This window comes from Neobacillus niacini, assembly GCF_046591715.1.
Classification (GTDB): domain Bacteria; phylum Bacillota; class Bacilli; order Bacillales; family Cytobacillaceae; genus Neobacillus; species Neobacillus niacini_L.
On sequence record NZ_JAWVNQ010000001.1, the window covers coordinates 1,331,207 to 1,356,000 of the forward strand.

The 24,794-nt window shown below is 36.5% G+C and carries 32 protein-coding genes; 26 read left to right on the plus strand and 6 right to left on the minus strand.

The genetic code is table 11. The annotated features are described in order from the left end of the window. The first annotated feature begins 1 nt into the window (after position 1). The 4 genes from SFC47_RS06450 (at position 2) to SFC47_RS06465 (ending at position 4,867) form a co-directional block, all read left to right on the plus strand. Positions 2-862, plus strand: coding sequence for a CheR family methyltransferase (locus SFC47_RS06450; RefSeq protein WP_411253634.1), 861 nt, complete (start codon positions 2-4; stop codon positions 860-862). Next, positions 804-2,870: a PAS domain S-box protein gene (locus SFC47_RS06455; RefSeq protein WP_411253412.1), complete on the plus strand. Its 2,067-nt coding sequence runs from the start codon at positions 804-806 to the stop codon at positions 2,868-2,870. Before SFC47_RS06450 ends, SFC47_RS06455 begins: the two co-directional genes overlap by 59 nt. Positions 2,871-2,907: 37 nt before the next feature. Beyond that, the gene (locus tag SFC47_RS06460) at positions 2,908-3,849 is read left to right on the plus strand and encodes a sugar ABC transporter substrate-binding protein (protein ID WP_411253413.1); all 942 of its coding nucleotides are present in this window, start codon (positions 2,908-2,910) and stop codon (positions 3,847-3,849) included. Between the two features lie 586 nt (positions 3,850-4,435). Then, on the plus strand, positions 4,436-4,867 hold the full coding sequence (locus SFC47_RS06465) for a YhfM domain-containing protein (protein WP_411253414.1): 432 nt from the start codon (positions 4,436-4,438) through the stop codon (positions 4,865-4,867). Between the two features lie 187 nt (positions 4,868-5,054). On the opposite strand, the gene SFC47_RS06470 is transcribed toward SFC47_RS06465, so the two are convergent. Beyond that, complete coding sequence (locus SFC47_RS06470; protein ID WP_411253415.1) at positions 5,055-5,327, minus strand: hypothetical protein; 273 nt, start codon at positions 5,325-5,327, stop codon at positions 5,055-5,057. A 163-nt stretch (positions 5,328-5,490) separates the two neighbouring features. On the opposite strand from SFC47_RS06470, the gene SFC47_RS06475 reads away from it, so the two are divergent. Both SFC47_RS06475 and SFC47_RS06480 read left to right on the plus strand, forming a co-directional pair. Next, positions 5,491-5,613, plus strand: coding sequence for a hypothetical protein (locus tag SFC47_RS06475; RefSeq protein WP_411253416.1), 123 nt, complete (start codon positions 5,491-5,493; stop codon positions 5,611-5,613). 135 nt (positions 5,614-5,748) lie between these two features. Beyond that, the gene (locus SFC47_RS06480; RefSeq protein WP_411253417.1) at positions 5,749-7,065 is read left to right on the plus strand and encodes an MDR family MFS transporter; all 1,317 of its coding nucleotides are present in this window, start codon (positions 5,749-5,751) and stop codon (positions 7,063-7,065) included. Between the two features lie 104 nt (positions 7,066-7,169). On the opposite strand, the gene SFC47_RS06485 is transcribed toward SFC47_RS06480, so the two are convergent. Next, the gene (locus tag SFC47_RS06485) at positions 7,170-7,448 is read right to left on the minus strand and encodes a hypothetical protein (protein ID WP_411253418.1); all 279 of its coding nucleotides are present in this window, start codon (positions 7,446-7,448) and stop codon (positions 7,170-7,172) included. A gap of 159 nt (positions 7,449-7,607) precedes the next feature. Here SFC47_RS06485 and SFC47_RS06490 point away from each other — a divergent pair, with 159 nt between their 5' ends. From SFC47_RS06490 to SFC47_RS06505, 4 genes are all read left to right on the plus strand, one after another. Continuing rightward, entirely contained in the window at positions 7,608-8,225 is a 618-nt protein-coding gene (locus SFC47_RS06490) for a class I SAM-dependent methyltransferase (RefSeq protein WP_411253419.1), read from the plus strand. Between the two features lie 24 nt (positions 8,226-8,249). Then, positions 8,250-8,747 carry a GNAT family N-acetyltransferase gene (locus SFC47_RS06495; protein ID WP_411253420.1) on the plus strand — a complete coding sequence of 166 codons (498 nt, stop codon included), beginning with the start codon at positions 8,250-8,252 and terminating at the stop codon, positions 8,745-8,747. A gap of 103 nt (positions 8,748-8,850) precedes the next feature. After that, complete coding sequence (locus SFC47_RS06500; protein ID WP_486348372.1) at positions 8,851-9,348, plus strand: DUF402 domain-containing protein; 498 nt, start codon at positions 8,851-8,853, stop codon at positions 9,346-9,348. A 156-nt stretch (positions 9,349-9,504) separates the two neighbouring features. Then, on the plus strand, positions 9,505-9,702 hold the full coding sequence (locus SFC47_RS06505; protein ID WP_411253422.1) for a hypothetical protein: 198 nt from the start codon (positions 9,505-9,507) through the stop codon (positions 9,700-9,702). A gap of 54 nt (positions 9,703-9,756) precedes the next feature. Here SFC47_RS06505 and SFC47_RS06510 read toward each other — a convergent pair whose 3' ends face one another. Then, on the minus strand, positions 9,757-11,448 hold the full coding sequence (locus tag SFC47_RS06510) for a putative bifunctional diguanylate cyclase/phosphodiesterase (protein ID WP_411253423.1): 1,692 nt from the start codon (positions 11,446-11,448) through the stop codon (positions 9,757-9,759). 216 nt (positions 11,449-11,664) lie between these two features. Here SFC47_RS06510 and SFC47_RS06515 point away from each other — a divergent pair, with 216 nt between their 5' ends. The 9 genes from SFC47_RS06515 (at position 11,665) to SFC47_RS06555 (ending at position 17,141) form a co-directional block, all read left to right on the plus strand. Continuing rightward, a complete protein-coding gene (locus SFC47_RS06515) occupies positions 11,665-12,510 on the plus strand; it encodes a DUF1835 domain-containing protein (RefSeq protein WP_411253424.1) in 846 nt (281 codons plus the stop codon). A gap of 110 nt (positions 12,511-12,620) precedes the next feature. Then, a complete protein-coding gene (locus tag SFC47_RS06520; protein WP_411253425.1) occupies positions 12,621-12,812 on the plus strand; it encodes a hypothetical protein in 192 nt (63 codons plus the stop codon). A 63-nt stretch (positions 12,813-12,875) separates the two neighbouring features. Then, positions 12,876-13,211: a YrdB family protein gene (locus SFC47_RS06525; protein ID WP_411253426.1), complete on the plus strand. Its 336-nt coding sequence runs from the start codon at positions 12,876-12,878 to the stop codon at positions 13,209-13,211. Positions 13,212-13,453: 242 nt separating this feature from the next. Then, entirely contained in the window at positions 13,454-13,936 is a 483-nt protein-coding gene (locus SFC47_RS06530; protein ID WP_411253427.1) for an SRPBCC family protein, read from the plus strand. Positions 13,937-14,083: 147 nt separating this feature from the next. Further along, on the plus strand, positions 14,084-14,380 hold the full coding sequence (locus tag SFC47_RS06535; RefSeq protein ID WP_411253428.1) for a DUF2087 domain-containing protein: 297 nt from the start codon (positions 14,084-14,086) through the stop codon (positions 14,378-14,380). Positions 14,381-14,664: 284 nt separating this feature from the next. Continuing rightward, positions 14,665-15,219 carry a hypothetical protein gene (locus tag SFC47_RS06540; protein WP_411253429.1) on the plus strand — a complete coding sequence of 185 codons (555 nt, stop codon included), beginning with the start codon at positions 14,665-14,667 and terminating at the stop codon, positions 15,217-15,219. Positions 15,220-15,659: 440 nt separating this feature from the next. Beyond that, the gene (locus SFC47_RS06545) at positions 15,660-16,214 is read left to right on the plus strand and encodes a hypothetical protein (RefSeq protein ID WP_411253430.1); all 555 of its coding nucleotides are present in this window, start codon (positions 15,660-15,662) and stop codon (positions 16,212-16,214) included. Between the two features lie 175 nt (positions 16,215-16,389). Further along, entirely contained in the window at positions 16,390-16,728 is a 339-nt protein-coding gene (locus SFC47_RS06550; RefSeq protein ID WP_411253431.1) for a YolD-like family protein, read from the plus strand. 80 nt (positions 16,729-16,808) lie between these two features. Beyond that, positions 16,809-17,141 (plus strand): nuclear transport factor 2 family protein, encoded by a 333-nt coding sequence (locus tag SFC47_RS06555; protein ID WP_411253432.1) that lies wholly within the window; start codon positions 16,809-16,811, stop codon positions 17,139-17,141. A gap of 104 nt (positions 17,142-17,245) precedes the next feature. On the opposite strand, the gene SFC47_RS06560 is transcribed toward SFC47_RS06555, so the two are convergent. Next, positions 17,246-17,809, minus strand: coding sequence for a GNAT family N-acetyltransferase (locus tag SFC47_RS06560; protein ID WP_411253433.1), 564 nt, complete (start codon positions 17,807-17,809; stop codon positions 17,246-17,248). Between the two features lie 319 nt (positions 17,810-18,128). Here SFC47_RS06560 and SFC47_RS06565 point away from each other — a divergent pair, with 319 nt between their 5' ends. The 5 genes from SFC47_RS06565 (at position 18,129) to SFC47_RS06585 (ending at position 20,191) form a co-directional block, all read left to right on the plus strand. Further along, a complete protein-coding gene (locus SFC47_RS06565; protein WP_411253434.1) occupies positions 18,129-18,551 on the plus strand; it encodes a hypothetical protein in 423 nt (140 codons plus the stop codon). Between the two features lie 21 nt (positions 18,552-18,572). Continuing rightward, positions 18,573-19,136 carry a thermonuclease family protein gene (locus SFC47_RS06570; protein WP_411253435.1) on the plus strand — a complete coding sequence of 188 codons (564 nt, stop codon included), beginning with the start codon at positions 18,573-18,575 and terminating at the stop codon, positions 19,134-19,136. Positions 19,137-19,375: 239 nt separating this feature from the next. Continuing rightward, positions 19,376-19,819 carry an endonuclease/exonuclease/phosphatase family protein gene (locus tag SFC47_RS06575; protein ID WP_411253436.1) on the plus strand — a complete coding sequence of 148 codons (444 nt, stop codon included), beginning with the start codon at positions 19,376-19,378 and terminating at the stop codon, positions 19,817-19,819. A 21-nt stretch (positions 19,820-19,840) separates the two neighbouring features. After that, positions 19,841-20,023: a hypothetical protein gene (locus tag SFC47_RS06580; protein ID WP_411253437.1), complete on the plus strand. Its 183-nt coding sequence runs from the start codon at positions 19,841-19,843 to the stop codon at positions 20,021-20,023. 24 nt (positions 20,024-20,047) lie between these two features. Further along, entirely contained in the window at positions 20,048-20,191 is a 144-nt protein-coding gene (locus tag SFC47_RS06585) for an endonuclease/exonuclease/phosphatase family protein (RefSeq protein WP_411253438.1), read from the plus strand. A gap of 218 nt (positions 20,192-20,409) precedes the next feature. Here SFC47_RS06585 and SFC47_RS06590 read toward each other — a convergent pair whose 3' ends face one another. Beyond that, positions 20,410-20,979: a nucleotidyltransferase family protein gene (locus tag SFC47_RS06590; RefSeq protein WP_411253439.1), complete on the minus strand. Its 570-nt coding sequence runs from the start codon at positions 20,977-20,979 to the stop codon at positions 20,410-20,412. A 461-nt stretch (positions 20,980-21,440) separates the two neighbouring features. Here SFC47_RS06590 and SFC47_RS06595 point away from each other — a divergent pair, with 461 nt between their 5' ends. Then, positions 21,441-22,802 carry a dipeptidase gene (locus SFC47_RS06595; RefSeq protein WP_411253440.1) on the plus strand — a complete coding sequence of 454 codons (1,362 nt, stop codon included), beginning with the start codon at positions 21,441-21,443 and terminating at the stop codon, positions 22,800-22,802. Between the two features lie 281 nt (positions 22,803-23,083). Further along, complete coding sequence (locus SFC47_RS06600; RefSeq protein ID WP_411253441.1) at positions 23,084-23,536, plus strand: DUF6843 domain-containing protein; 453 nt, start codon at positions 23,084-23,086, stop codon at positions 23,534-23,536. 211 nt (positions 23,537-23,747) lie between these two features. Here the strand turns inward: SFC47_RS06600 and SFC47_RS06605 are convergent, their stop codons facing one another. After that, entirely contained in the window at positions 23,748-23,876 is a 129-nt protein-coding gene (locus SFC47_RS06605; protein WP_411253442.1) for a hypothetical protein, read from the minus strand. Between the last annotated feature and the right edge of the window lie 918 nt (positions 23,877-24,794).

The following is a 24,794-nucleotide window of genomic DNA, read 5'->3' on the forward strand; positions in this document are numbered from 1 at the left end:
AATCGCACAGGTTAAACACCATGAATCTAGTAAGCTAGTACAATCTAATGAAATCGAGAGGATTGAAATCGATTTATTGCTTGAGGCTATGTTTCAATATTATGGATATGACTTTAGAAACTATGCCTTTCCTTTTATCCAAAGGAGAATTAACCATCGCGTCCAGATTGAGAGACTATCTAGTATATCGGCCCTGCAGGAAAAAATCCTTCGGGAACCTGGTATGATGGCAAAGGTCCTTACAGACTTTTCCATCAATGTGACCGAGATGTTTCGCGATCCAACCTTTTTTAAGAGTATCAGGACAAAGGTAGTCCCTATAATAAAGAATTATCCTTCAATTAAAATTTGGCATGTTGGATGTTCTTCAGGCGAGGAAGTGTATTCCATGGCGATCCTCCTCCATGAAGAAGGAATCTATGATAAAACAAGAATCTATGCAACTGATATAAATAAGAACATTCTTGAAAAAGCAAAGCAGGGTACCTTTCCCCTAGAGGGGATGAAGCTTTATACCAAAAACTATATTGAAGCAGGAGGAAAACAGGCCTTTTCTGAATATTATAAAGCCATTGACAATAAGGTTTGTTTCCACCCATTTCTTCAGAAAAATATGGTTTTTGCACAGCATAATGTGGTTTCCGATCATTCTTTTAACGAGTTTGATATGATTATATGCCGAAATGTTCTCATCTATTTCAATAAAAGTCTTCAGAATGATGTTCATCAATTAATATATGAAAGCCTAGGTACGTCAGGTTTTCTTGGTTTAGGAAAAAGAGAGGGGGTTAAATTTACACGTTATGAAGACTGTTACGGAGAGTTTGATGGACCCGAAAGGCTCTATCGAAAAATTAAATAATACACCTGCAAAAAAGGTAAATATTCTAATGGTGGATGATCATCCTGAAAACCTGCTCGCATTAGAAGCAGTGCTCACTTCACCAAACTACAATCTTGTCAGTGCGCATTCTGGAAAAGAAGCGTTAAAATGCATGCTTCAATATGATTTTGCGGTGATTTTACTAGACGTTCAAATGCCGGGACTTAATGGCTTTGATACGGCCGCGTTAATAAAGGCGAGAGAAAAAACTAAAAATATCCCGATTATTTTTATTACAGCAATTAGTCAAGAAATGGAACATGTTCATCAGGGTTATTCAGTGGGTGCAATTGATTACATTTTTAAACCCTTTCAGCCGGAAACATTAAGAAGGAAAATTGAACAGTTTGTTAAAATTCATCAAAATCATCAAGAAAATATCATTCAAACAGATCTGGGACATTTACTTGAACTGAATAAAGTCAACAAAAGGCTGGATAGGACCACTCTAAATTTACGTCGGACAGAGGCATTATCCAAAGCCATCAGTGAAACGATAACCGATACAATTGTCACGTTTGATAATCAAGGTTCGATCCTTTCCGTGAATCCCGCTGTCACCCATATGTTTGGTTACAAGGTAAACGAATTAGTAGAAAAACACATTCTGAAACTTTTTCCAAAATGGGAGAATGAGCTATTCAATCATTCTCCACACTCATTTCTTTCTACCATTAGAGAATCGGTAGGAAATATCATTGAAGTAGTGGCAAACCGTAAAGATAATGGCAGCTTCTATGCTGATTTGTTAATCGCATCAACCATTATTGAAGATGAACAGATTTTTGTTTGTACCATACGAGATGTAACAGAAAGAAAGCAAATAGAAGAAGTGAAAAAACAGAGATTTATGAATTTGGAACATATCGTCAAAGAGCGGACGCTTGAGCTGACCAAGTCAAATGAGAAGCTCCAAAAAGAAATTGAAGAACGAAAAAAAATAGCAGAAAATATGTTTCGCACACAAGAGAGGTTTCGAAAAATCTTCGACTCCAGTCCGTGCTTAATGGCGATTTTATCACAGAAGGATTTTACGTTTATTGAAGTAAATACGAGCTGGACAAAGTATATGGAGTATAGCAGTGATGAGTTAATCAATCAAAAAATAAATAGTAAGACTTTTGTTGATGAAGCAACAGAGAATTATCTAGATCTAAATAAAAAGAGTAGAAACAGGAAAATCAGATATGAGACGAAAAACGGTGAAATTCGATCAGGATTACTATCGAATGAGCTGATTGATATCCATTCCGAACCGTGTATGCTGGTTGTATTGACTGATATTACAGAAAGGGTACACCTTGAGAATGAAATGTATCGACTAGACCGACTAAATTTAATCGGTGAGATGGCAGCAGGTATTGCCCATGAGATTCGAAACCCGATGACAACCGTTCAAGGATTTTTACAATTATCCAGAAATAAAGTCGGCAATTTAACAACTGATTTCATCGACTTAATGCTTGAGGAATTGAACAGGGCAAACTCGATTATCACAGAATTTTTGAATCTCGCTAAAAATAAAATCAGCGTCAAAAAGAAGCAAAACTTGAACGCCATTATCGAAGCTTTATCGCCTTTGATTCAAGCGGAAGCGTTCCGTTCGAATAAACAGCTTAAGCTAGAACTTGAAGTATGTCCTGACATCTATCTGGATGAAAAGGAAATTCGCCAGCTCATCTTGAATATCGCCTTAAATGGATTGGATGCCATGAATTCGAATGGTAAGTTGACGATTAAAACCTTTAACGACAATGATACGCTGGTACTGCAAATAAAAGATGAAGGAAAAGGAATCGCTCCAGAGGTTTTATCAAAATTAGGGACACCTTTCTTTACGACAAAGGAAACGGGAACTGGATTAGGGTTAGCCATATGTTACAGTGTAGCAAAACGGCATGATGCACAAATTGAAATTAAAACAGGTGATAACGGGACCACATTCTCTGTTCTTTTTCAGCTCATCCCCAACGTAAACAAAATTTAGGTTTATTCTTTAACACGAAGAGAGGGGGAAGAATGAATTGTTAAAGAATGGAAAAATGATGTTGGTGATCGGTGCTGTCATTTCCGTCATTGTGTTAAGTTTTATTTCCTTTTCCTATGCAAAAAATAAGCCGACAGTGGTTGTTGTGTTAAAAGGGACGGACTCACAATATTGGAAAATTATGAAGGCTGGGTTAGAAAAAGGATTTAAAGATTTTGGAATTGATGGAAAAATAGTGATTCCGAGTGAAGCAACGCCAAAAAAACAGGTAGAATTATTAAAGAAGACATACAGTGAAAAGCCCGACATGATCATAACGGCTCCGCACAGTAAATCTGTTTATCCGACATTAAAAACATTTACGGATATTCCGATTTTGCTAGTCGATACAGACCTACCCCTTAAAAACAAAACCGCTTATATTGGAACCGATAATACCGACTTAGGTAAAAAAGCGGGAGCCTTTTTAGCCTCACAGCTGCAGCCTGGGGATAAGGTAGCCATTATTGGTGGTGGTTTAAATTTCCCAGTGTTTATGGAGCGGGTTAAAGGAGCTGCCTTTTCTTTACAAAAAGCTGGAATTGAAATCGTTGCTACCAAAACAGGAATATCGGATGATCCAAAAGACGTTCAAAAGGCAGTCTCAATGGTTTTGCGTGACCAGCCTGATATAAAGGGTGTAGTTACCACACATGACGGTATTGCGTTACCGGTAATCAAGGAGTTCGAGAAGCAAGGGCTCTTTATACCTGTTATTGGGCCGGATGGCCTTTCCGATATGCTGCAGTTAATAGCAGACGGAACCCTCCCTGGAACCGTGGCCCAAAATCCTTATGATATGGGATACTTAAGTGTTGAAACAGCTATGAAAGTGTTGAAGGGAGAAAATGTGGAAGCATTCGTCAACAGTGGTGTAGATATTATCATACAAGAGAATGCACAACAAAGATTAGACTTTTATAAGAAAATAGTGAAGTAAGGACGTATTTGATACTTGGCTTGTTCGTTTGTTGATTTTCGTATAGGCTTGAGAATTCATAGGGGGAGATTTTCCGGCTATTGTATCTAAAGGAGGCTTAGGGAGCAGATATAAGCGGATGAATTCCGGTTAACTGCTTAAATTAAGTCAAAATCCAAGGATTTGTATACAATAAGCGGAAAAGCTCCGCTAAATTTTAAGGAAATACGGGTATTTCACAATATAAACGGAAATACTCCGCTTATTTTCCAACACAATGAAATCACCATACAGAGCCAGGATTTTAAAAGGCGTTTTCGAGAACATACGGAGAACGCCTTTTTTACGTTAATCAGTGAGCGTGGGTGGGACATGGGGACTGGGGGACCATGGGGGGGACCATGGGGACGGTTCTGGCGGTCATTTTTATAAGACGATTAATGGATGGCAGTATCAACAACGCATGCTTCTAAGCAGTGCATTACTATTTTTTTTCAGGAGGATCAGGGTCAGTTAACTGAATGGCCGTCGCAATCCCTAATCAGAAGGAATAGCTTGAAACTTTCCCTTATTCAATTCGTCCTATAATAAAAGGGGGGGAATACATATGAAAAAATCGGTAAGGGCCATTATTGGAATTCTTTTAATAATGTTTATCGCAGGTTGTTCTAATGCTATAGAAAATGAGGAACAGCGTATACAGGTTCAAAAGTATATGGGGAATGAAAATAATTATCAGGACTTTAAAGTGATTAATCAAAATGAGCGAGTTAAACAAGTGAAAGAAATTTTAGGTCATATTGTTTGGGAAAATGCCAAAGTTTCTATGGTAAGGCCTCCTGATTACAGATTTGGATTTCAATATAAAGATCCTAATATTGATGCAAAAGCAGTGTTATATGAGCTTTGGATAAGCCCAAATAAGGATAGGGTAGAACTGGTTATTGACGCTGAAAGTAAATATGCTCAATTAGACAAAGAAACATCGGCAGTCCTGTACGAAATTATTACGGAAGAAAAATTATCTGACTTAAAATAATGTTATTTACGGTATTTATGAAAAATAAAAACACTACCTTTATACATATTTGGATTTATTCGTTTTGTTATTTTAAGCTGCCTTATGAGGCGGCTTTCATTTTATAACTAACGGTAATTAGAATTGTTCTAGACCTGTGCAAAGAATTTTTGCCAAAGAAAAAGAACTCATTATGTGAGTTCCTCCGTTATATGTATTTACCTTCATCATTGGTATCATTATCGTTATCTGGTTCATCTGTATCCACAATCTGATTACCAATAACACCACCACTAACTCCGCCAATTACAGCACCAAAAAGTCCATATGGTGCACCTATCATAGCACCTGCAATCGCATCATTTATAGTCCCTGCAGTTTCTCCAGAGTCAGTGGGAGCTAGATTAGTATTACTGCCAGCTTGGCTGCCGCTGTCTTCTACATTTTCACCAAAGTTATTTGGTTCGTTACGATCTATCATTAAATCACTTCCTCCTTTATTAGTAGGATTGTAAAAAGGAACGTACATCAATCTGAAGATATTGTACCCAAAAAATTTCTTTACATACTTAATAATAATAAATTATAATTTGAATGGATAATTAAGATTATTTGAAAATTTCAGGATTAGGAGGTGTAAGGAAATGCTTATTGGTTTACGTTTTATGGTTAATTGGATAGTAGAAGTTCGTTCCATCACATATGTACATATGGCTAATGGGAGCAGTGTGCCCTTTTTTAACGATAAAACGATGGAACAGCCATAAGTTTTCCTTACCCATTTTTTAATTAAGTTAAAAGCCGTGGGCAGGTGTAACTTGCTCACGGCTTTTTGTGCTTTTTTTATGCATGGAAAAAATATGACTGACATGAAAGCTGTCAGTGAGAAATGAGGAAAAACAATGAAAATGACTTTACAGGCTTACCGAAAGATGGATCGTAATATTTGGATTCGTTTTATCGGTGAATCGATTAATGGAATTGCCATGATGATGTTAATGCCCTTTTTCGCCTTATATATGAGTGATAAGGTGGATCATTTTTGGCAAGTCGGTGTTGTGATGGCGGTGGGGCCTATTGCCGGAGTGCTGGGTTCATTATTAGGCGGAAAGCTCGCGGATCAATATGGCAGGAAGCCCATAATGATTGTTTCAATGGTTGGAAATGGGCTGGTTATGCTTGGTTTTATATTCTTTGATGGGTTTTATCCTTTCTTAGTAATATCGAGTTTTTTCGGATTTTTCAATTCTCTTTTTCACCCAGCGGCATCTGCCATGGTCGCCGATGTTACGGATGAAGAGGGTAGAACGGAGGCCTATGGTCTGCTTAGAATGGGACACAATATTGGAGCGGCAATCGGTCCATTGCTTGGAGCATCAATTGTGTTTTTATCAAAGTCAGTTATTTTTATCATTGCGGCTTCATCGGTTTTTATTTATTCTATTTTTTTAGCGCTCTTGCTTTCAGAAACACTGCCAAAAAGTGAACGAAAAAAGGATACGAAAGTTCTTGTTGAAGAAGAGAAACTGCCCTCTATTTTTACGGTGCTCATCAAAGATAAAATTCTATTTTTCTATATTATGACGGGAATTGTTATTTCAATGGGATTCTCACAAACGGAAGGGATGCTTCCACTGCATTTTGATCAACAATTACCTGCCCTTTCTGATGCCCAAAATCCATATCCATATTTAATGGCTTTTAACGGAGCACTAGTCGTGTTCTTCCAATTTGCGATATCGAGATGGGCAGGTAAGCGCAAACTTGGAAAGGTCATGCTATATGGTTCGATATTATTTGGTTTTGGTCTGTTAGCAGTAGGATGGCTGCCAATCTTTTTTACGAAGCTGCAGTTTTCCTATTGGAGCATCCTTTTAATTCTTCTAGTAATCTATGGAATATACACATTAGGAGAAATGCTCTTATCTCCAGTACAAATGACTTTTGTAGCGAATATTGCCCCTGAACATTTACGTGGTACCTATATGGGGGCGGCAAGTCTTCAGTGGATCGTGGGCAGTGCAGTCGGTCCCATTGTTGCCGGATTTTTACTTGATGACCAGCTTGGTCAGGTACTATTTACCGGACTGGGTATCGGGTGTATCGTGGCAGGGATTATCTATTTATCACTTGATAAATGGGCTTCTGAGGCGAAGGAAAAGAATCAGACCCTTCATGTTAAGAAGGAAGTTACAGCAAGTGGAACGAATTTAACTTAAATTTTTTTCTGTCCTAATAGATAAATAATAATCAGTTTGTGAAAAATATGTATTTAGAACAACGCTGCTTATTTATTAGAATGATCGCTGCTGCGGTCATTTTTTTATTGAATAACTTTAGGTTTAGTAAAAATCTTCCCATTGTTTAACTCGCACCAATTTTCTAGTTCCTCATACGTATCCTTGATTCCGTATTTTTCAAAAAAATCTTCTTTCGTTTCAAATACTTCCATTAAACCATTTTCTATTAATGTTACCATTCGAAAAGGGTTTAGTTCAAAAACCTTAGAGACAGCTATTAATTCACCAATATGAACAATATTAGCGACATTTTCCATTCCTTCATCTCCTTTTACAGTTAGAGATATGCCCTTTTGTTCCATCCTTTATTAAATAGATTAAAATAGGAACATCTCCTTACTATTATTTTCAGTTTTTACTGTATTATGTAAATTAAGAAATGAACCATGTTGACAGTTCTTTTGAAGTGGACCACGGCAGTATGACCGCGAGAACCGTCCCCATGGTCACGGAGGGATAAAATGTCGACTTCATTTGAACAAAAGATTGCTGCGTCCTATAATAATGCTGCTGAAGAAAGAGATTCTCAGAGTTTACCAGAATGGAAAGAGGAAGAAAGAAAAGTTTTTTTGGATAAACTTTTGGCTGAAGAATGCAATGAGGTATTGGAAATTGGTGCAGGGCCAGGCAAAGATAGTCTATTTTTTAAAGAACAGGGTTTTCGGACGTTTAGTACAGATATTTCACCAGAAATGATTAAATTGTGTATTGAAAAAGGATTAGATGCAAAAGTGATGAACTTTGCAAAGCTTGAGTTCCCTGAACATCACTTTGATGGAATATGGGCTATGAATTGCCTCCTGCATGTACCGAAGGAAGAAATCAGAGATGTTCTTAAGGAGCTCAAAAGAGTCTTAAAACCATCAGGATTATTTTTTATGGGTGTTTACGGTGGAGAGGATTATCAAGGAATTTGGGAAGAGGATTCGTATACACCAAAGAGGTTCTTTTCTTTTTTTGAAGATGATTCCATAAAAACATTACTATCAGAGTTTTTTACTATTGAATATTTTAATGTTGTACCAAAAGAAAGAGTGGGCGGAAAATATCATTTTCAATCAATCATTCTTAGAAGTTAAGATCTTAATGTAGGTGGGATATAAATGATAATCAGGGAAATAACACTCAATGATGCGGTAAGCTTTGTAAATTTAATCAAGCAAGTTGAAAGTCAATCCCAATATATGCTTTTTGAACCAGGTGAAAGAATTATTGAACCTGAGCAGCAAGAAAAAAGAATTGAAGCGATGAAAAAAGAGAGTAATTCGACAATTTTTGTTGCTGAAAAAAATGAAAAATTAATCGGCTACCTAATCGCTATAGGCGGCAGCGCCAAAAGAAACAAACATTCTGTCTATCTTGTTATTGGAATCTTATCGCAATATAGAGGGCTTGGAATAGGAACAAAACTATTCAACCAATTAGAAGAGTGGGCGACAGAACATCGTGTCCATCGATTAGAATTATCAGTAGTGACTCATAATGAAGCTGGATTGCGGTTATATAAGAAAATGGGATTTGAGATTGAAGGAACAAAAAGAAATTCCCTAAACATAGACGGCGAATTCGTTGACGAATACTATATGTCAAAACTTTTATAAAAAATAGGGACCGTGGGGACGGTTCTCATGGTCACAAAGCGGACCGCAAGGGTGTGTGACCGCGAGAACCGTCCCTATGGTCCCGCCTATGGTCCCGTAAAGGATGAGTAAAGTGATAAAAATTAAAGCTCTTAAATATCCAGATATTCTACACTATGAGTGGGAAGGGGAACTACTTCACCACACCCCAGACTATGTCTTGGTTTTATGTAAACCGGGTCGCAAGTTGATTCATCATACCAAAAATAAGGTTTTTACTATCAATAACATGTCATTAGAATACTTTTCACTTAAGGAATGGTTCACTGCTGCTATGGAAATAGAAGAGGGAAAGATTGTTGCTGCTTATTGTAACGTAGCGAAACCTTCTCTCTTTGATAACGGTGAAATAAGTTTTATTGACCTAGATTTAGACTACATTCAGGAAAAGTATGAAGATTGGAAAGTAGTAGACGAGGATGAATTTGAATCAAATAGTATGAAATATAACTATCCAGTAGAATTAAAGAATGAGGCTGTAGAAGCACTTGCAAAGTTAAAAGAAGCAGTAAGAATAGGCAGTTTCCCATTCAACAATCTAGTTCTGTCCCAACTCAGGTGACCGCGGGGACGGTTCTCATGGTCCCCAAGTGGACCAACCAAGTGTGACCGCGAGAACCGTCCCCATGGTCACATGTTGTAAAAATATGTATTTTACTGTATGATAAAAGTAATAATGTTTTAAATTTTGAAATAATTAATGTTGGGAGGTTGTTTTATGTCAATCATCGCTTACGTTTTTTGGGGATTTTTAGCAGCCCTTGTACTGTTGGGTGTATTCTTCGATAAACTATTCCCAAACAAAGTGAAGTTTACAGATCAAGAACATATCAAATCTACGAACCAACAATTAAATGAAAATGCGTCTTTGAATAATAAGACCACAAATGAAATAGGTTCGACTTTTATCCCTTAGAAAATTATATGGCGTATCAATTTTATTTTTTAATAGCTGAACCAATACAAGCCCTTAAACTTTAGGGCTTGTATTTTTTTTGAGAATTTCTTCTATTTTAGTAAGTGGTACTGGTGGACTAATAAGATAACCTTGAATAAAGTCGCAATGTAAATCGTAAAGGAAGTTAAACTGTTCTTCTGTTTCCACTCCCTCCGCAATAACGGGTAAATTTAAGCTATGAGCAATGGAGATGATTGATTTTACAATGGCGGCGGTTTGTGAATTAAACATCACCTCATTGATAAAAGTCCTGTCAATTTTCAAAGCATCAATGGGGAATTGTCTTAAATAATTGAGCGAAGAGTAGCCTGTTCCAAAATCATCCAATGCTACTTTCACCCCCGTTTTCCTTATCTGATTGAGTTTTGAAATCGTGTCCTCAAAGTTATCAATGGCCACACTTTCCGTAATTTCAATTTCAAGGTGTTGAGCGATAAAATGATATTCTTCTAAAATGGTCTTAATTTTGTTCAATAGCAGGGGATCCCTTAGCTGTCTTGGTGAGATATTGATACAAAGTGATTGAGGGGCAATTCCTTTTAATTCCCAATCTTTATAATCCTTACAAGCCTCCTGGAGTACCCAATCTCCTATCGGGATGATCATTCCAGTTTCTTCAGCCAGGGGAATAAACTCGGTAGGTGAAATGGGTCCAAGTATCGGATGGTTCCACCTTATTAAAGCTTCCACACCAAACACAGACTGAGACGAGGTGATGATTTTCGGTTGATAGTATAACTTAAATTCATTGTTTTCAAGCGCTTTATGCAGGCCATTGATAATAGACATTTTGCGATTATTTGCATTTTCTATGTCTACTGAATAGTATTTGGAATTATTCTTACCGTAATATTTCGCATCGTACATAGCTGCATCCGCATTTTTTATCAAGGTTTCAGAATCACTGCCGTCCAACGGGTAAATGCTTATCCCGATACTGGCACTTATGAAAATTTCATTTTCTTGTATCGTAAAAGGCGCCTCGAGTGTGGACAGTATTCTTTCTGCAATAATATCAGTCTCAGCCTTAGAGACATTTTCAATTAAAATAAGAAACTCATCCCCAGCATGGCGGGCTACCATGTCTTGAGTACGAACGCAGCTGCTGATTCGTTTACCAACCTCATTGAGTAATTGATCCCCCATATTGTGGCCAAGTGAATCATTTACGAATTTAAATTGATCTAAATCTATAAAAAGAAGAGTAAGCGTATCATTCCATTTCGCCTTCGTGATTGTCGAGTTCAAATGCTCATGGAAAAACTTGCGATTGGGTAAACCAGTCAGATCATCGTGATAGGCCATATATTTTATTTTTTCATCGGCCATTTTTCTTTCCGTAATATCTAAGATGATGCCGATATAAATATTTTGCCCATCTATATCTTGGTATGGTATGCCGCGATCCTGGACCCAGCGGACTTCTCCAGCTGGAGTAATAATCCGATATTCATCGATTGTAACCAGCCCGTTTTGTTTTTCTAACTTTCGTTTTTGGACAACGGCTACATCCTCCGGATGTACGGTCTTCCCCCAAAGACCCACATCTTGGTAAAACTCCGCTGGTGAGCGTCCAAATATTTTACGGAACCCTTCTGAGAAAAAAGCCTTGTTATTTTGCATATTAATAATCCACACAGCAACATCCATATGATTAATCAATCGGAGAAGATCCTCTGTTTGTAATGAGAGCTTTTCATGCATCGTTATCACCCCTTAGCAGCAAAAAACATACTTACTGGTTAGCTTTCCTAAAATAGGATGTGATTATTAGGGGAATAGAACTAAAAAAACTCTTATTGGATAACATTGAAAATAGGGCCAAAAGCTTAGAATTTACTAATAACCTGAAGAGAATTTCAAGTAACAAATGGTAATCTATGGTAAAATACATATAAAAACTAAAGGTAGAGATTATTAATGGATGATGAATTACAAAAAGAATATAAAGCGGTGCATATTGTATGTGGTGAATCGGCAGCAGGATCACTAAAAGTAGGTTTAGGACGTGAGAATAAAGTAATTGGCTTTCCTGATTTCTTCGCTGTTGGGCCCATTTGGGAGCTTCATAAAGAAGTTGGTCGTAACCTGAGATATGAATGGTTGAGGGATCATTTGAATGATCAAGATGATTTTTTTGAAAAAGAGTATACACATAGGTTTCTAGATACTCATTCAGAAATAGACGCAATACCAGATCATGTTCCAATTATCATTTGGACTGGTGAAAATGCAAATGAACAAACGGGACTATGCTATCTATTATACCTGCTTAAAGGGAAAACGAATTCCATTTACCTTTTCAATACAACCATTTCTTACCAGGAATTATTTAATACAAGTGAATACCGGTATTTTTATTACTATACGGGCGAGGTTAATCCTGAGAAATTAAAAGTTATTTATCAAGAGAAATTATATAAGCCATTAAGTGTTCAGGAAAGAAATCAATTTGAAAAAGACTGGATAAGTCTTTCACAGTCTAAAGGGTTAGTACGAATTTGGGAGAATAATAAACTCAAAACTGTAAATGAAGATTATTTCGATGAAATGATCGTGACCGCTGCTCATCACTTGCATTCAAAACAAAAAGAAAAGGACTTTCTGAAATCAGCAAGGATAATCGGCGAAGTGCTTGGTCAGCTGGATCATAATGTAGGAGACACCTTTTTAGAATACAGATTGAGAAGCCTGATATATCAGGGGATTTTTGAAATCAAGGGAATTCCAAAAGGTATGAGGTATTACAGCGTGAAATTAAGGTGAAAAGGACTGCAAATTGCATTGATAAGATGTTTTTTCATAGAACATTTAAATTTAATTGAGGGAGTATCTGTAGAATTATAAGTAATAATGGTGTAGGAGGAAATCAAAAAATGGGGCGTTACGTGAGTATTTTTTTCCTAACGATTTTGATTACTGTGATTTTCACTATTACATTGTCGGCATTAATTGGGGATATTTTTAGTGACATTGGGATTCTTGTAGGAACCATTTTCGTTTTACTGGGGTCATTTATTATTACTCAATTATTTTACATTATTGATCTATTAAAGAAAATGAGATAAATGAACCAGCGGGTGGATTCCTTTTTATTGAACAGGCAACATAATTTTGGTGGGGGGTTTATTGTGACAGTACTACAAAATATTAATCTAGCAATTAGATTTCTATTAGAGCTATGTGCATTAGCAGCAGTTGGATACTGGGGGTTTCATACAGGCAATGGAATAATGAAGCTGATAACAGGGGGTGGAGCGCCAATTGTCATTGCGGTTGTATGGGGTGTATTCGGGTCACCTAAAGCCATAATTAAATTGCCGATGGTATTACATCTTTTCTTCGAAATTATTATGTTCGGAATCCCAGCCATAGCACTATATGCTGCCGGTAAACAACAACTTGCATGGATTTATATAATTGCTGTTGTTATTAATCGGTTATTAATGTTTGTGTGGAAGCAGTAAATAAAGGTGTGTACCTCTTTAAAACTGAAACGGTGTGGGATTCCATCGTTGCTCATATGGTTTACAACTATCTTGTTACACTAGCCATTCAAAGGAGAATTGTCAGGATATAAAAAGTGAAGGCTCAAATTAATTAATGGGTTATTAGCATCATTGATGGCAATACAGATATGTATAGTTGATCATTTTCTGTTCTAAATTAGAGGGTAATTGCAGGCTTCAAGTATAAAAAGGAGGATGTAATGATGAAAGAATATGGCACACTACATGAGTTAAATGGTACATATGCTTTAAGATTTGAACGATTTTTTCCATATAATCCTGTAGATGTTTTCCGCGGGATTACCAATCCTGGTTCCTTTACAGAATGGTATCCTTTTGCAACTGGGGAGATGGATCTTAGACAGGGCGGCAAAATTGCCTTTAATGACGGTGAAGGAACGACATATGAGGGTACCATAACCGAGTTAGAAAAGCCTTATGTATTTGGTTTCCGGGAAGTGGATGATCTGATAAACATCTCATTGCGGGAAGAGGATAATGGTTGTCGAATGATCTTTACCCATACCTTTACCGATGATACATGGGCAGTTAATACCGCTGCAGGATGGCATAGATGTCTGGATGTATTGGGACAAATCATAAACAGAATTCCAATTAAGTGGGACGATAACTCAGCTCAGCTGCGTAAAATCTATAGTGATGCATTTAATAGAGAACGTTAAAAATATACTTACAGAAAAAGGCGTCCGACTCACACTTTACATAAAAGTGACAGGACATGTTAGGTGTTTTGTCGAAATAATTCACAACAAATAAACTAGAAGGAAAAAATGGATATTCAGTTTCAATAGTCGGTAGGGGGGAGTAACATGGAACAAGAAAATTATAGACTCGAAGTGTTAAATAATTTTTTTAATACGGAAGGACATCTAAAAACGATCCCGTCACAATTAAAGAAAAGATTGATTATATTTGAACACTTAGTTAGTAAGTTGAATAGGAAGGAAATATACACAGAAAAAGCTCTCAATGAATATATCATGAAATCTCATTCAGATTTTTGCACAATCAGAAGAGAATTTATAGTAAATGGATTTATGTCAAGAAATAACGGACTTTATAAGGTAAATCCCAAAGATACTTGGAAACGATGGGAAGATTTATAAGTGAACAAATGAAAAGTTGAAAAATTTCATCAAATTTAGGTAGAACCTGTTTAGAATGGTTTATCAAAAGGAAGAAATTGTTTATGTAAACGATCAATACGAAATTTGTAAGCAGTTGATTGGCTGGTATGGTTCTTTGTTCTTGTTACTAATAGGGTTACTCAAGTAAACGCCCCATAAAGTCATACTTTAATGATATCCTCCCTTTAAATTAGTTAATAGTACAAGCAAATACATCCTATTTCCATAGCATGTATAATACAATTGAAAGGTAGTGATTAATTATGGGGATTAAACGTTTTTGTGTAAAAACAGATCTAATTGAGAATGGTGGATTCGAAGCAGGATTAGAACCGTGGATTACTACTGGAACTGTAAGCGTACTTCCAGCAGTGGTAGATCAATTTCCTGCTGTTAGACCTCATGAGGGAGGATTTCTAGCACAATTAGAACCAGGATCTAGTATTAGTCAAACAATTGAGGATTTAGTATGCCCAAATATGGTATATAGATTAGGAATTTTCTTATCATCGCCAAATATAGATTTTAGTATTGATATATCAGATAATTCTGGAACTAATGTATCTGTACAGTTTATAGATATAATGGGTAATCCTTTAGGTACTCCAGACGAGTTTAATGTATTGGCATTTACACAAGATACTAACGGAGAAGGTGGATGGAATTATCATCAATTATTAACTTCTTTATCTCCAAACGGTACTACTGGTGCTATAGTGACTATCAGAACAAATACATTGGAAGAGGATCCAATAGCGTTTAATCAAACCCCGAATGGAATTAGGGTAGATGATGTATCTTTTATTAGAGAAAACTAAACTATAACCTAAACATAGTAATGGGTGTTTATGTTCAAGCAGAATTTAATGACGACAGGGTAACTGTCGTTTTATGGTCATTATGAAATGATTAATGAATGGAAGATTACCTTTTATTCATTTCAACTCTATATATTAAGAACAAATTAGAGCTGGCACAAGTTCCTCGTAAGAATATGGAAAAAAATGGTTCACATCCAATATCATAAATAAAATCACCTTTCAATTATGGAAGGTGATTTTATTTTTCCCCCTTGGTATATGTTGTAATTTCCTTAATTTTTAATGATTAGAGAATGGGGTCCGACATATTGGATAGGCTCTCCATTTAATTACTAAAATAACGTGATAGGTACCTATGGGTAATAGCCTAATCCTTGGACAATCGTGGAACATAGTATGAGATTGTGGTTCATTTATAGGTAGTAAGAGCCATTTCCATGATGAATGTGGATGATGAAATTATTCAATCTGGGTGGGGGATGTATAAAATGAATGGACAAAAGCAATATCGTCAAGATTTGTTGGAATGGTGTCATGAAACGGTGAAAAGTTTATCTGAACAAATGGAGCTCTTGTATAGAGAACTAAATGCTGATCAAGAAGAAATCGAAGTGTATTCTGTAAATTCTTTAGAAATGGATGAGCAATTCCAACTCGAGGCAGAGAATTGGGAAGAGGAGTTACAAGACGAGCTGATGAGTGAATCTGACCTATATATGAAAAGGGAGGAACTAAACCAATACCGTAATGATTTATTGCAATGGTGTACCATCCTTTATTCAGATTGGAATAGAACAAAACCGATGTTATCGAACTTTGTTGAAGAGGAAACCTTAGAGGGCTGGGAAGGAATGTGCACTCGTTTAATGGAGAAACTACAAGAAGATCTGTCATTAGAATATGAAGATTATGAGACAGCTAATGCCTTGTATGAACAGTGGGAAAGGCTTCTAGAAGAATCGTATTCTTATCAAGAAGAAAATGAAGTTTAAAACATATTGAAATACAGTAATGACTAATCAATTAGCTGATTAGTCATTTTTGTATTTCATATATTTTGATAGGTTGTAATACCGGGCGTCACCATGTTAATCAAATTTGCGCATATCGAACTTTTATACACATACAGAACGTATGTTTGTATATAATAGTTAGGGGGGGAATGTAATGGCAATACGGGACAGAGGGAAAAAGAAATGGCAGCCAGCGTCTTTTATTCCGTTGGGTTTTGAGATGACTGCTGCCATGTTTAAGGACCAAGAACGGATATCGAAACCATTACTTGACGAATATGAAAAGGAGGAATTTGACCGGAATATCGCCTATGCTATGGAATACAATCTCCCGGTAAAGATTAAGGTTTGGAACGAGGGGTTTACAGAAACAATTACAGGCAGGATTCATTATGTTGATCCGATTAGCTTTCAGCTTCGTATTGAGGTAGCACCCGGAGAATTTGAACGTATTGCTTTCGAGGATGTTCTTGGGGTAATAATTGAAGAGTAGTGACCGCAGGGACGGTTCTCATGGTCATGACCATGAGAACCGTCCCCATGGTCCCAAAAAAATATAAAGGAGTCAAACAAATGCCAATTGAAAAAGTAGTTCAACAGCAAATAGAATATTATAACAGTCAAGATATAGAAGGTTTTGCAAGTACATATTCTGACGATATTACCGTTTACACCTTCCCTGATAATACCATTACATTAAGTGGCAAGCAGGCACTGATTGAAAGGTATACGGAAACTTTCAAAAAGAAAATGTTTGCGGACATAAAAAATCGGTCGATTGTTGGTAATAAAGTAATCGATTGGGAAATTGCAACCAATGGAACAACCGGAGAAAGCACGAGTTTGATGGCTATATATGAAGTCAATGATAACTTAATATCGAAGGTTTGGTTTATACGAGAATAGATAGTGTGCTGGGCTTCCTCGAAGGGACTCAGGGAGGGTTCTCATGGGTCATGACCATGAGAACCCTCCCGATGGACACGATGGACACCTGGTCTCGCCCATGGTCACGAGTTCTTGTAATATACTAAATGGTCTGTCCATTCATTATTTTCGTATATAAAACCTTTACGAATACATTCAAATTCCATACCTGCACTTTCAGCTAATTTCATAGAAGGTGTATTATCGATGTTAATATGGGCTTCTATACGGTGGAATTTCAGCTGTTTGAATGCAATATTTAGAGCTCCAATCACAGCTTCCTTGCCGTAACCTTTTCTCCAATACTGATTATGGATGGTATACCCGATCCTGCCCCATTGGAACTCATCTCTTGCTAAGGTTGAAAAATCAACCATACCTAGATGTGTACCGTCTTCTTTTCTAAAAACACCAAAGACGTGAGCAATGTCGTTAACTGCTGATTCCTGATGTTTATCTACTAGATTGTGAAACCACTCAAGAGTACATTCACTCATATCAATTTTTCCTTGGTCGTGGCGATTTTGAGATGGATCACGATTTTCAAATTCATTTAACCAATTTTCATAGTCGTCTTTCTTTAAGGGTCTTATTACTAATCTTCCTGTCTCTGAATAATAATCAAATTTTTCCTCTTTTAATTTCAATGTGACATCTCCTCTTAATTTGCTCAATTGGAAAATTTCAACAATCTAAGTCTATCATAGCCCGCATCTGTTGAGAACAAGCACCAAGTGACCACAAGTGACCGCAGGGACGGTTCTCATGGTCATGACCATGAGAACCGTCCCCGCGGTCACTCTCACCCTGTCCTTTTTGTCCTATTTTCCATATATAAACTGTGAAGGCAAATTGATTAGGAGGGAGGTTTGTGATGGATCATGGCAAAGTATTGATTGGTACGGACAGCTTCTTGGAGTAATCCGGTTATTCAAGAAGAGATGACACCAGAGGAGGTGTTAATACATGTTAGTGAAGGATCTCTACCTATATAGTTTAGAGTATGAAATGTCCCAAATGGCCCATTTTATCTACTATTTACTTTCAGAAAAGAAAATATCATTAGATGACGACTCCACCCAATTAGAGAGAGCCCAAGCAGACCTTCAGAAAGTAAAGGAATTGTTTGATAAGAATGTCTTAGGTATTCGAAAAATTTGCATTTACTCACTGAAAATGAACCATAAGGATTTTGTTTATATCTTTGCAGCCACGAGGGAAGAGGCCATTCACTTCTATACAGAAACATTTCAACGAAAACCCTTGAACTGTCATGTATCTTTACTAGATTATCAGTTTTATAGAGGAAAGGATGTGATTTCGTTCCGGGACATGAGGAGGGAATTCGAGGATTTTCCAGCCATTGCGGGGTATTTTACAAGGGAGTAATGAGAGAAGGAGGGAGTGAAATTGAAAAAACGAACGGGAGCCATCGCCATGATTGCTGCAGCTGCCAGAATAGCACTCTATTCAGTACCATTAGAGAATGTAGAAAATGTCACCCTTTCGATGAGTCAATATCAAGTAAGTGAAATCCCTGCAAAGGTAGTTGAGACCATCGATGGAGACACCATTAAAGTATCTGTGAATGGGAAAATAGAAACTGTGCGCTATATATTGATAGATACACCAGAATCAAAGAGTCCAAAAACCTGTGTTCAATTTTATGCAAAGGAGGCATTCTTACGGAATAGCGAACTCGTAAAAGGCGGAAAAGTAACATTGGAGTTTGAACAGGGAAACACAAGAGATTCGTACGGACGGCTGTTAGCCTATGTGTATGTCGATGGAGTATCGATTCAAGGAACACTGCTGCAAGAAGGCTACGCACGAGTGGCTTATATCATGAATCCACCCTATAAATACCTTGAACGATTTAGGAAGGAGGAAAATCTAGCAAAAAAGGAAAAAATCAATATCTGGAGCAGATGGGGGTTTGTGTCGAACTGGGGATTTAATGGGTGTATAAAATAATTAATACGTTTCATCTTCCTTTCCCTTTTTTAAAAAGGGGAAGTTTTTTGTATTTCAGCTTCCAATCGAGGTGAACTAAGAATTTGAAATGATACCTACACACAATGTATTCAGAGTTTTTGTGTAGAGAAGCTCTAAAGAATGAGTAACTTTGGGTCCTGGGGAAAAATTAGAAACATAAATGATTATTATGGATATCATCTTAGCTAATAAGCTGGTAAATACAAGGGGATTTTGAGATGAAATTAATCACTTGGAATGTGGCTGGGAGGGTAAAAATGCTGCCAAAACAGATTGAACATTTGGCAGCCCTTCAGCCAGATATCATTACACTGCAGGAAGTAACAAAGACAACAGCACCGCTTTTCAAAGAGCTGCTGCCATCCTTAGGGTTAAAACATATTGTTTGCAGCACAGACTTTGGCAAAGGTTCTTCTCTTTTAAAAGGGCCAAGAAGATACGGTTTAATAATCGCTTCAAAATGGGATTTATCACATCCTGCAATTGGCGGAGAGCTGATACCATGGCCGGAACGTTTTTTATCTGTAATGGTACATACACCTCTTTTACCTGTGATGGTCCATACCACTCACATTCCACCAGGAAGTTCAAATGGCTGGATTAAAATTGAAATGCTGGAAGGAATTTTTCAAACCTTGGTCGAAGAAAAACACCCTTATTGAATACTGACTGGTGATTTTAATATGCCTCAGGAAGAAATGCCGACCGGTGAGGTAATCTCGTGGGCATACAACAGGAATAGTAAAGGTGAATACAAACCTGGGCGTAGAAATGAAAGATGGGACAAGGGTGAGAGGAACATTATCACAGGACTGAAAGAACATGGCTTAGAAGATGTGTACCGCAATCTGTATGGATATTCATAGGAAGGTTTCAGCTGGCTATTAAAAATGAAGGAAAAAACATGGAAGAGAAGATTCGATCATGTATTTGCTTCGAGTGAGGTACATCCAGTCCAGGCAGAGTACCTGCATGAAGCACGAATCGAAAAAGCAAGTGATCATGCCATGCTGGAAGTAATTTTTAATATTTGAAAAAAACGCAAAAGATATTCAAATAGGTTAATACAAAGGGAGTTTTAGTATGAGCATCACTATAGAGCGGTATATTCTTAAATTTCTTTTTATTAATATTCGTTATCTTAATAATGAAAAATATATCAAGGCAATTTTTTATAATTGAAAATTCCAATTTAACAACTGGTTAATATTTTATGAAGAGCATAAAAAATCCATTAAAAGGGAGAATCCGTCTAATTAATTTGATTGACCTTAATCTTATGCCATATAGATTTCCAATTCTTTTTCACTAATCGCTCCTCGTAAATGGCAGCAAGTTCTTTTGTTTCAGTAAAATATGGAGTAGGTTTCACCTCAAAATGGAGGACATCCTCTAATCCCCAAGGAGCAGTTAGAACTAAATTATTTTCTTCGTCGAGCTTTATCCCAAGAGCTGTCGCAGTTTCAGGAAACCTTGAAATGGCATCTACCGAAGAGGTATAGGGAGGAAGATTATTTATGATGTGCATTCTTGCTTGATTTTTCACGGACCAAGGTATAGAAGGCATCATGCTTACTAGCTTATTTTCTAGTTCCTTTTCAAAATTCTCATCCACGTTTTCTTGATCAAAATAGATTACATCAACATCTTGGGTCTCAGTTCTTTTATTAAATCCGTGCAGGGTGTCCCAGATTTTTGCACGCACAAATCCTGCACAGACCCACCAGTCAGGTAAATTCAGTGTGCTTGCAGCCTTTATTATCTCCATCATTTTTTCATCGCTTTGAATTAGTTTTATTACATCTACGTTAGACTTTAACATTATATTTTATCCTTCCTTCTCAGAACGTACATTCCTATCCTAACACATCATTGAGTATAAAGTGAGAATATTCCATTATAAGATCCAATCGTTTATACCCCCTTGTAGAAATGAGAAACCATAGACGGAGAATTTCCGGCTAATGTATTTTGAGCGCCCTATGAAGCAAATTTAAGCGGAGATATTCCGGTTAATGACTTTAAATAAGCTAAAATCCAATGATTTTGATAAGATAGGTGGAAAAACTCCCTTTATTTTTAAGGAAATATGGGTATTTCCCAATTTAGCCGGAATTGTTCCGTTTATTCTTCATACATTATGAATTCCCCTTTAGTTTTTCATATCGGGGTTAGCTGGGTTTTATAAGATAATAACAATTTCAATTTTAAGAGCTAATTTTCTATTTTCTTCCTAAAAATTGTGTAAAATAGAATAGAAAATAAAAAAGAATAGGTGAGAATATGAGTCAATTATCTGATTTTGTATCCAAGCAACATCAGCAAAATGTTGAGGAATTAAAAGAATTATTGCGCATTCCAAGCATCAGCTCCTTATCTGAGCATAAAGAGGACATTCAAAAAGCAGCTTCCTGGATCGCGAATAAGTTAGAAAGCATTGGAATGGAACACGTTGAAATCGTACAAACAAAAGGTCATCCGATTATTTATGCAGATTGGCTTCATCAGGAAAATGCGCCGACTGTATTAGTATACGGTCATTATGATGTACAGCCTGTTGATCCGGTTCACTTATGGGAAACTCCTCCGTTTGAACCAGAGATCCGAGATGAAAAAATCTATGCCAGAGGGGCAACAGATGATAAAGGTCAAACATTCTTACATATCAAAGCAGTTGAAACACTACTGAAACTAGAGAATAAATTACCGGTAAACCTTAAATTTTGTATCGAAGGTGAGGAAGAAATCGGTAGTCCTAATCTTCCGCAGTTTTTATCCGAAAATAAAGAAAAATTAGCTTGCGATGTGGTGATTATTTCCGATTCGGATATGTGGGATCGTGGAGTTCCTGCGATTACATATTCTTTAAGAGGTCTGGCTGCTCTCGAGTTTTCTCTTAAAACGGCTAATACCGATTTGCATTCCGGCATGTTCGGCGGCGGAGTTCAGAATGCTAACCATTTGTTAGTGCAGCTACTTTCTACTCTTCATGATGCAAACGGAAAGGTAAACGTTGAAGGGTTCTACGACGATGTTTTAGAATTGACAAATTTTGAGAAGGAACAAATTAAAGCACTGGGCTTTGATGAAGAAAAGCTAAAAAAACAGTTAGGTTTAACAGAATTAACAGGCGGGGAAACCGATTATCCTTATCCTGAGAAAATCAATTCCCGGCCAACATTAGAATTAAACGGGATATGGGGAGGATTTCAGGGGGAAGGCACAAAGACCGTCATTCCGAATGAGGCACATGCCAAAATCACCTGCCGCCTAGTCAATAATCAAAACCCAGAAAAAATCCAGGGCTTAATTAAAAAGCATTTAGAAGAAAAAGCGCCAAAAGGCTGCACGATAAAAGTGACCCTTCAAGATACAGGGAATCCATTCTTAACTCCAATCGATGATCCGATGATCCAAAAAGCGGCTGAAGCCTATGAACAGGTATATGGAAAGGCACCTGTTTATAAAAGAGAAGGTGGTTCGATTCCAATTGTATCGGATTTCAACCATACCTTAAATACGCCTGTTGTCTTAATGGGATTCGGGCTGCCGGATGAAAATCTCCATGCTCCGAATGAACATTTTAACTTAGAGAACTTTGATAAAGGGATCTTAACGATTTGTTCGTTTTTGGATTTGATCTGATTAGATATGTAAAAGAGGGACGCTATAGCATCCCTCTTTTTTGATCCATTAACTTAAATCAATGTCTTTTCGTTTTGATTAACAAGTTAATGCGAGCTTGAAGCGAAAGATATTTTCTACATGAAGCAAGTTAGTTCAATAAACAATCTCAAATATAACAAGGACATACCCTTTGAAATGTTGAATAAAGTATCATTAAGAAATTTACATTTTGGGTTTTCTTCTTTTGGTAACAATGCAGTTTAGTTGAATTTGATTATTAGATCGGGAGCTGGGGATTGTTGAAAACAAAAATTGTAATAGCAGTGTTAGTTCTAACTTTCTTAGGATTAATGTATGAGTTTTTTGTTAATCAAGAAGGAGTAGACCAAACATATATATTGCCTTCTGGTTTTGAAGGATGTGTAGTAATTAATTACAATGTGGAAGGTGCAAAACCACTAAAAATAAAAAACAATGAAATTGTCTATAAAGTTCCAAAGAGTGGAATTCTAAATACTTCTTCGCCCTTTGATTTTGGATGGGTTAATGATAAACATTCTGGAGCCTATCAATTACGTGCGTTTTATGCTGATGAAAAAGGAGAAATACTAGAAGAATTACCACAGGAAAAAATAAAATTTGGAGCGACCGGAGCTATTCAAGAGGAAGGAAAACCAGAAAAACATTATTTCTATCAGATTTTTGGTTCAGAAGAAATTGAAAACAAAGGTTGTCCAGCACTAGGTTTATAAAATAACTTTATTGCACTAACGAGTGGGATTCTTTAATAGCGTGTGATCGCTTTTTGATTCTTCAAGAACGGGCATGTTAGAAAGAAAAATAATAATGGCTATCGTACTTTGTGTTCCTAGGTTTTTAATAACCACGTAGAGATACTAAAAGACATCATATTTAAAACGCCTGGTAATCCAAGCGTTTTAATAAGTATTGCAAGAACAAGCATTACATATCTTTGGCTGTATCAAGAGTGAGCCTAATCAGATTTCCGTTTGGTTCAAAGAGTAGTGATACTAATAATGCTAACGGAAGTGCAAAGACATATAGGTTAAACTTTGCCCATTTTCGCAACAATTCCATCCCCCTCCTTTTATTGGCATACATATCCCTAAAAGATATTATAAAGTATAATTTGTTAATTTGGAATATTTTACTAATTATTTCGGATGTTTTGTGAAGATCGGGATGGCTGAGGCGATTCCTTATTTTTATATCACTAAGGTACCGTTAATGATATAAGTTTATGTCGAAACCTTGTATAATCGACCTTAGTCATTTTCAAAGGAAATTAAATTTATATTGTCTGATAATTAACATCGTTAATAGATTGTAAGGGGTGATAATAGGAATGGGAAATATAATTGGTATTTTAATTGTATTAGCTATAGTTGCAGTTTCTTTACTTTTAGCTACTTGGGGGATAAAAGAATTAGCTAAATTAATAAAAAATATAAAATAATGTTTTGCAGGAGGATGTATCAAAGTCTTTAGCTGTAGTGAAAACTTTAGATTGGAATAGCATTCTTATTGTTAACGGTTATCATTTTTATATTGAGGGATAAAAAAAATAGAAGGACAGATTAAACAACCAACCTGTCCTTTTCCGTAGAAGACACCATTACTTGATAACCAAAGTAAACCTAATCCTCCCGGATAGTTTCTAATTTTTCATGACCACATCGGTTACACAAAAACCAAGTTGCAATATATCCCCATCCATCGGATCTCTGATTTGTTTCTTCATAAACGTGACCTTTAAATTTACAAATGATTTTCGCAAAAATACCCATCATAAAATCCTCCTTCAATTAAAAGTTGATTTTCTATTTTTTATATTTATGCTCTAATGCTTGTCAACGTTGTTTTAAGTTTTCACTACAATCTTTACAAAGAATTAAATTATCTGGACTGGAACTATTTTCTTCGCATAACAGAAACTAACTGGTCCAAATAGCTCAAGAACTAGTAACCAAAAATGGCGGCTAGTTTTGT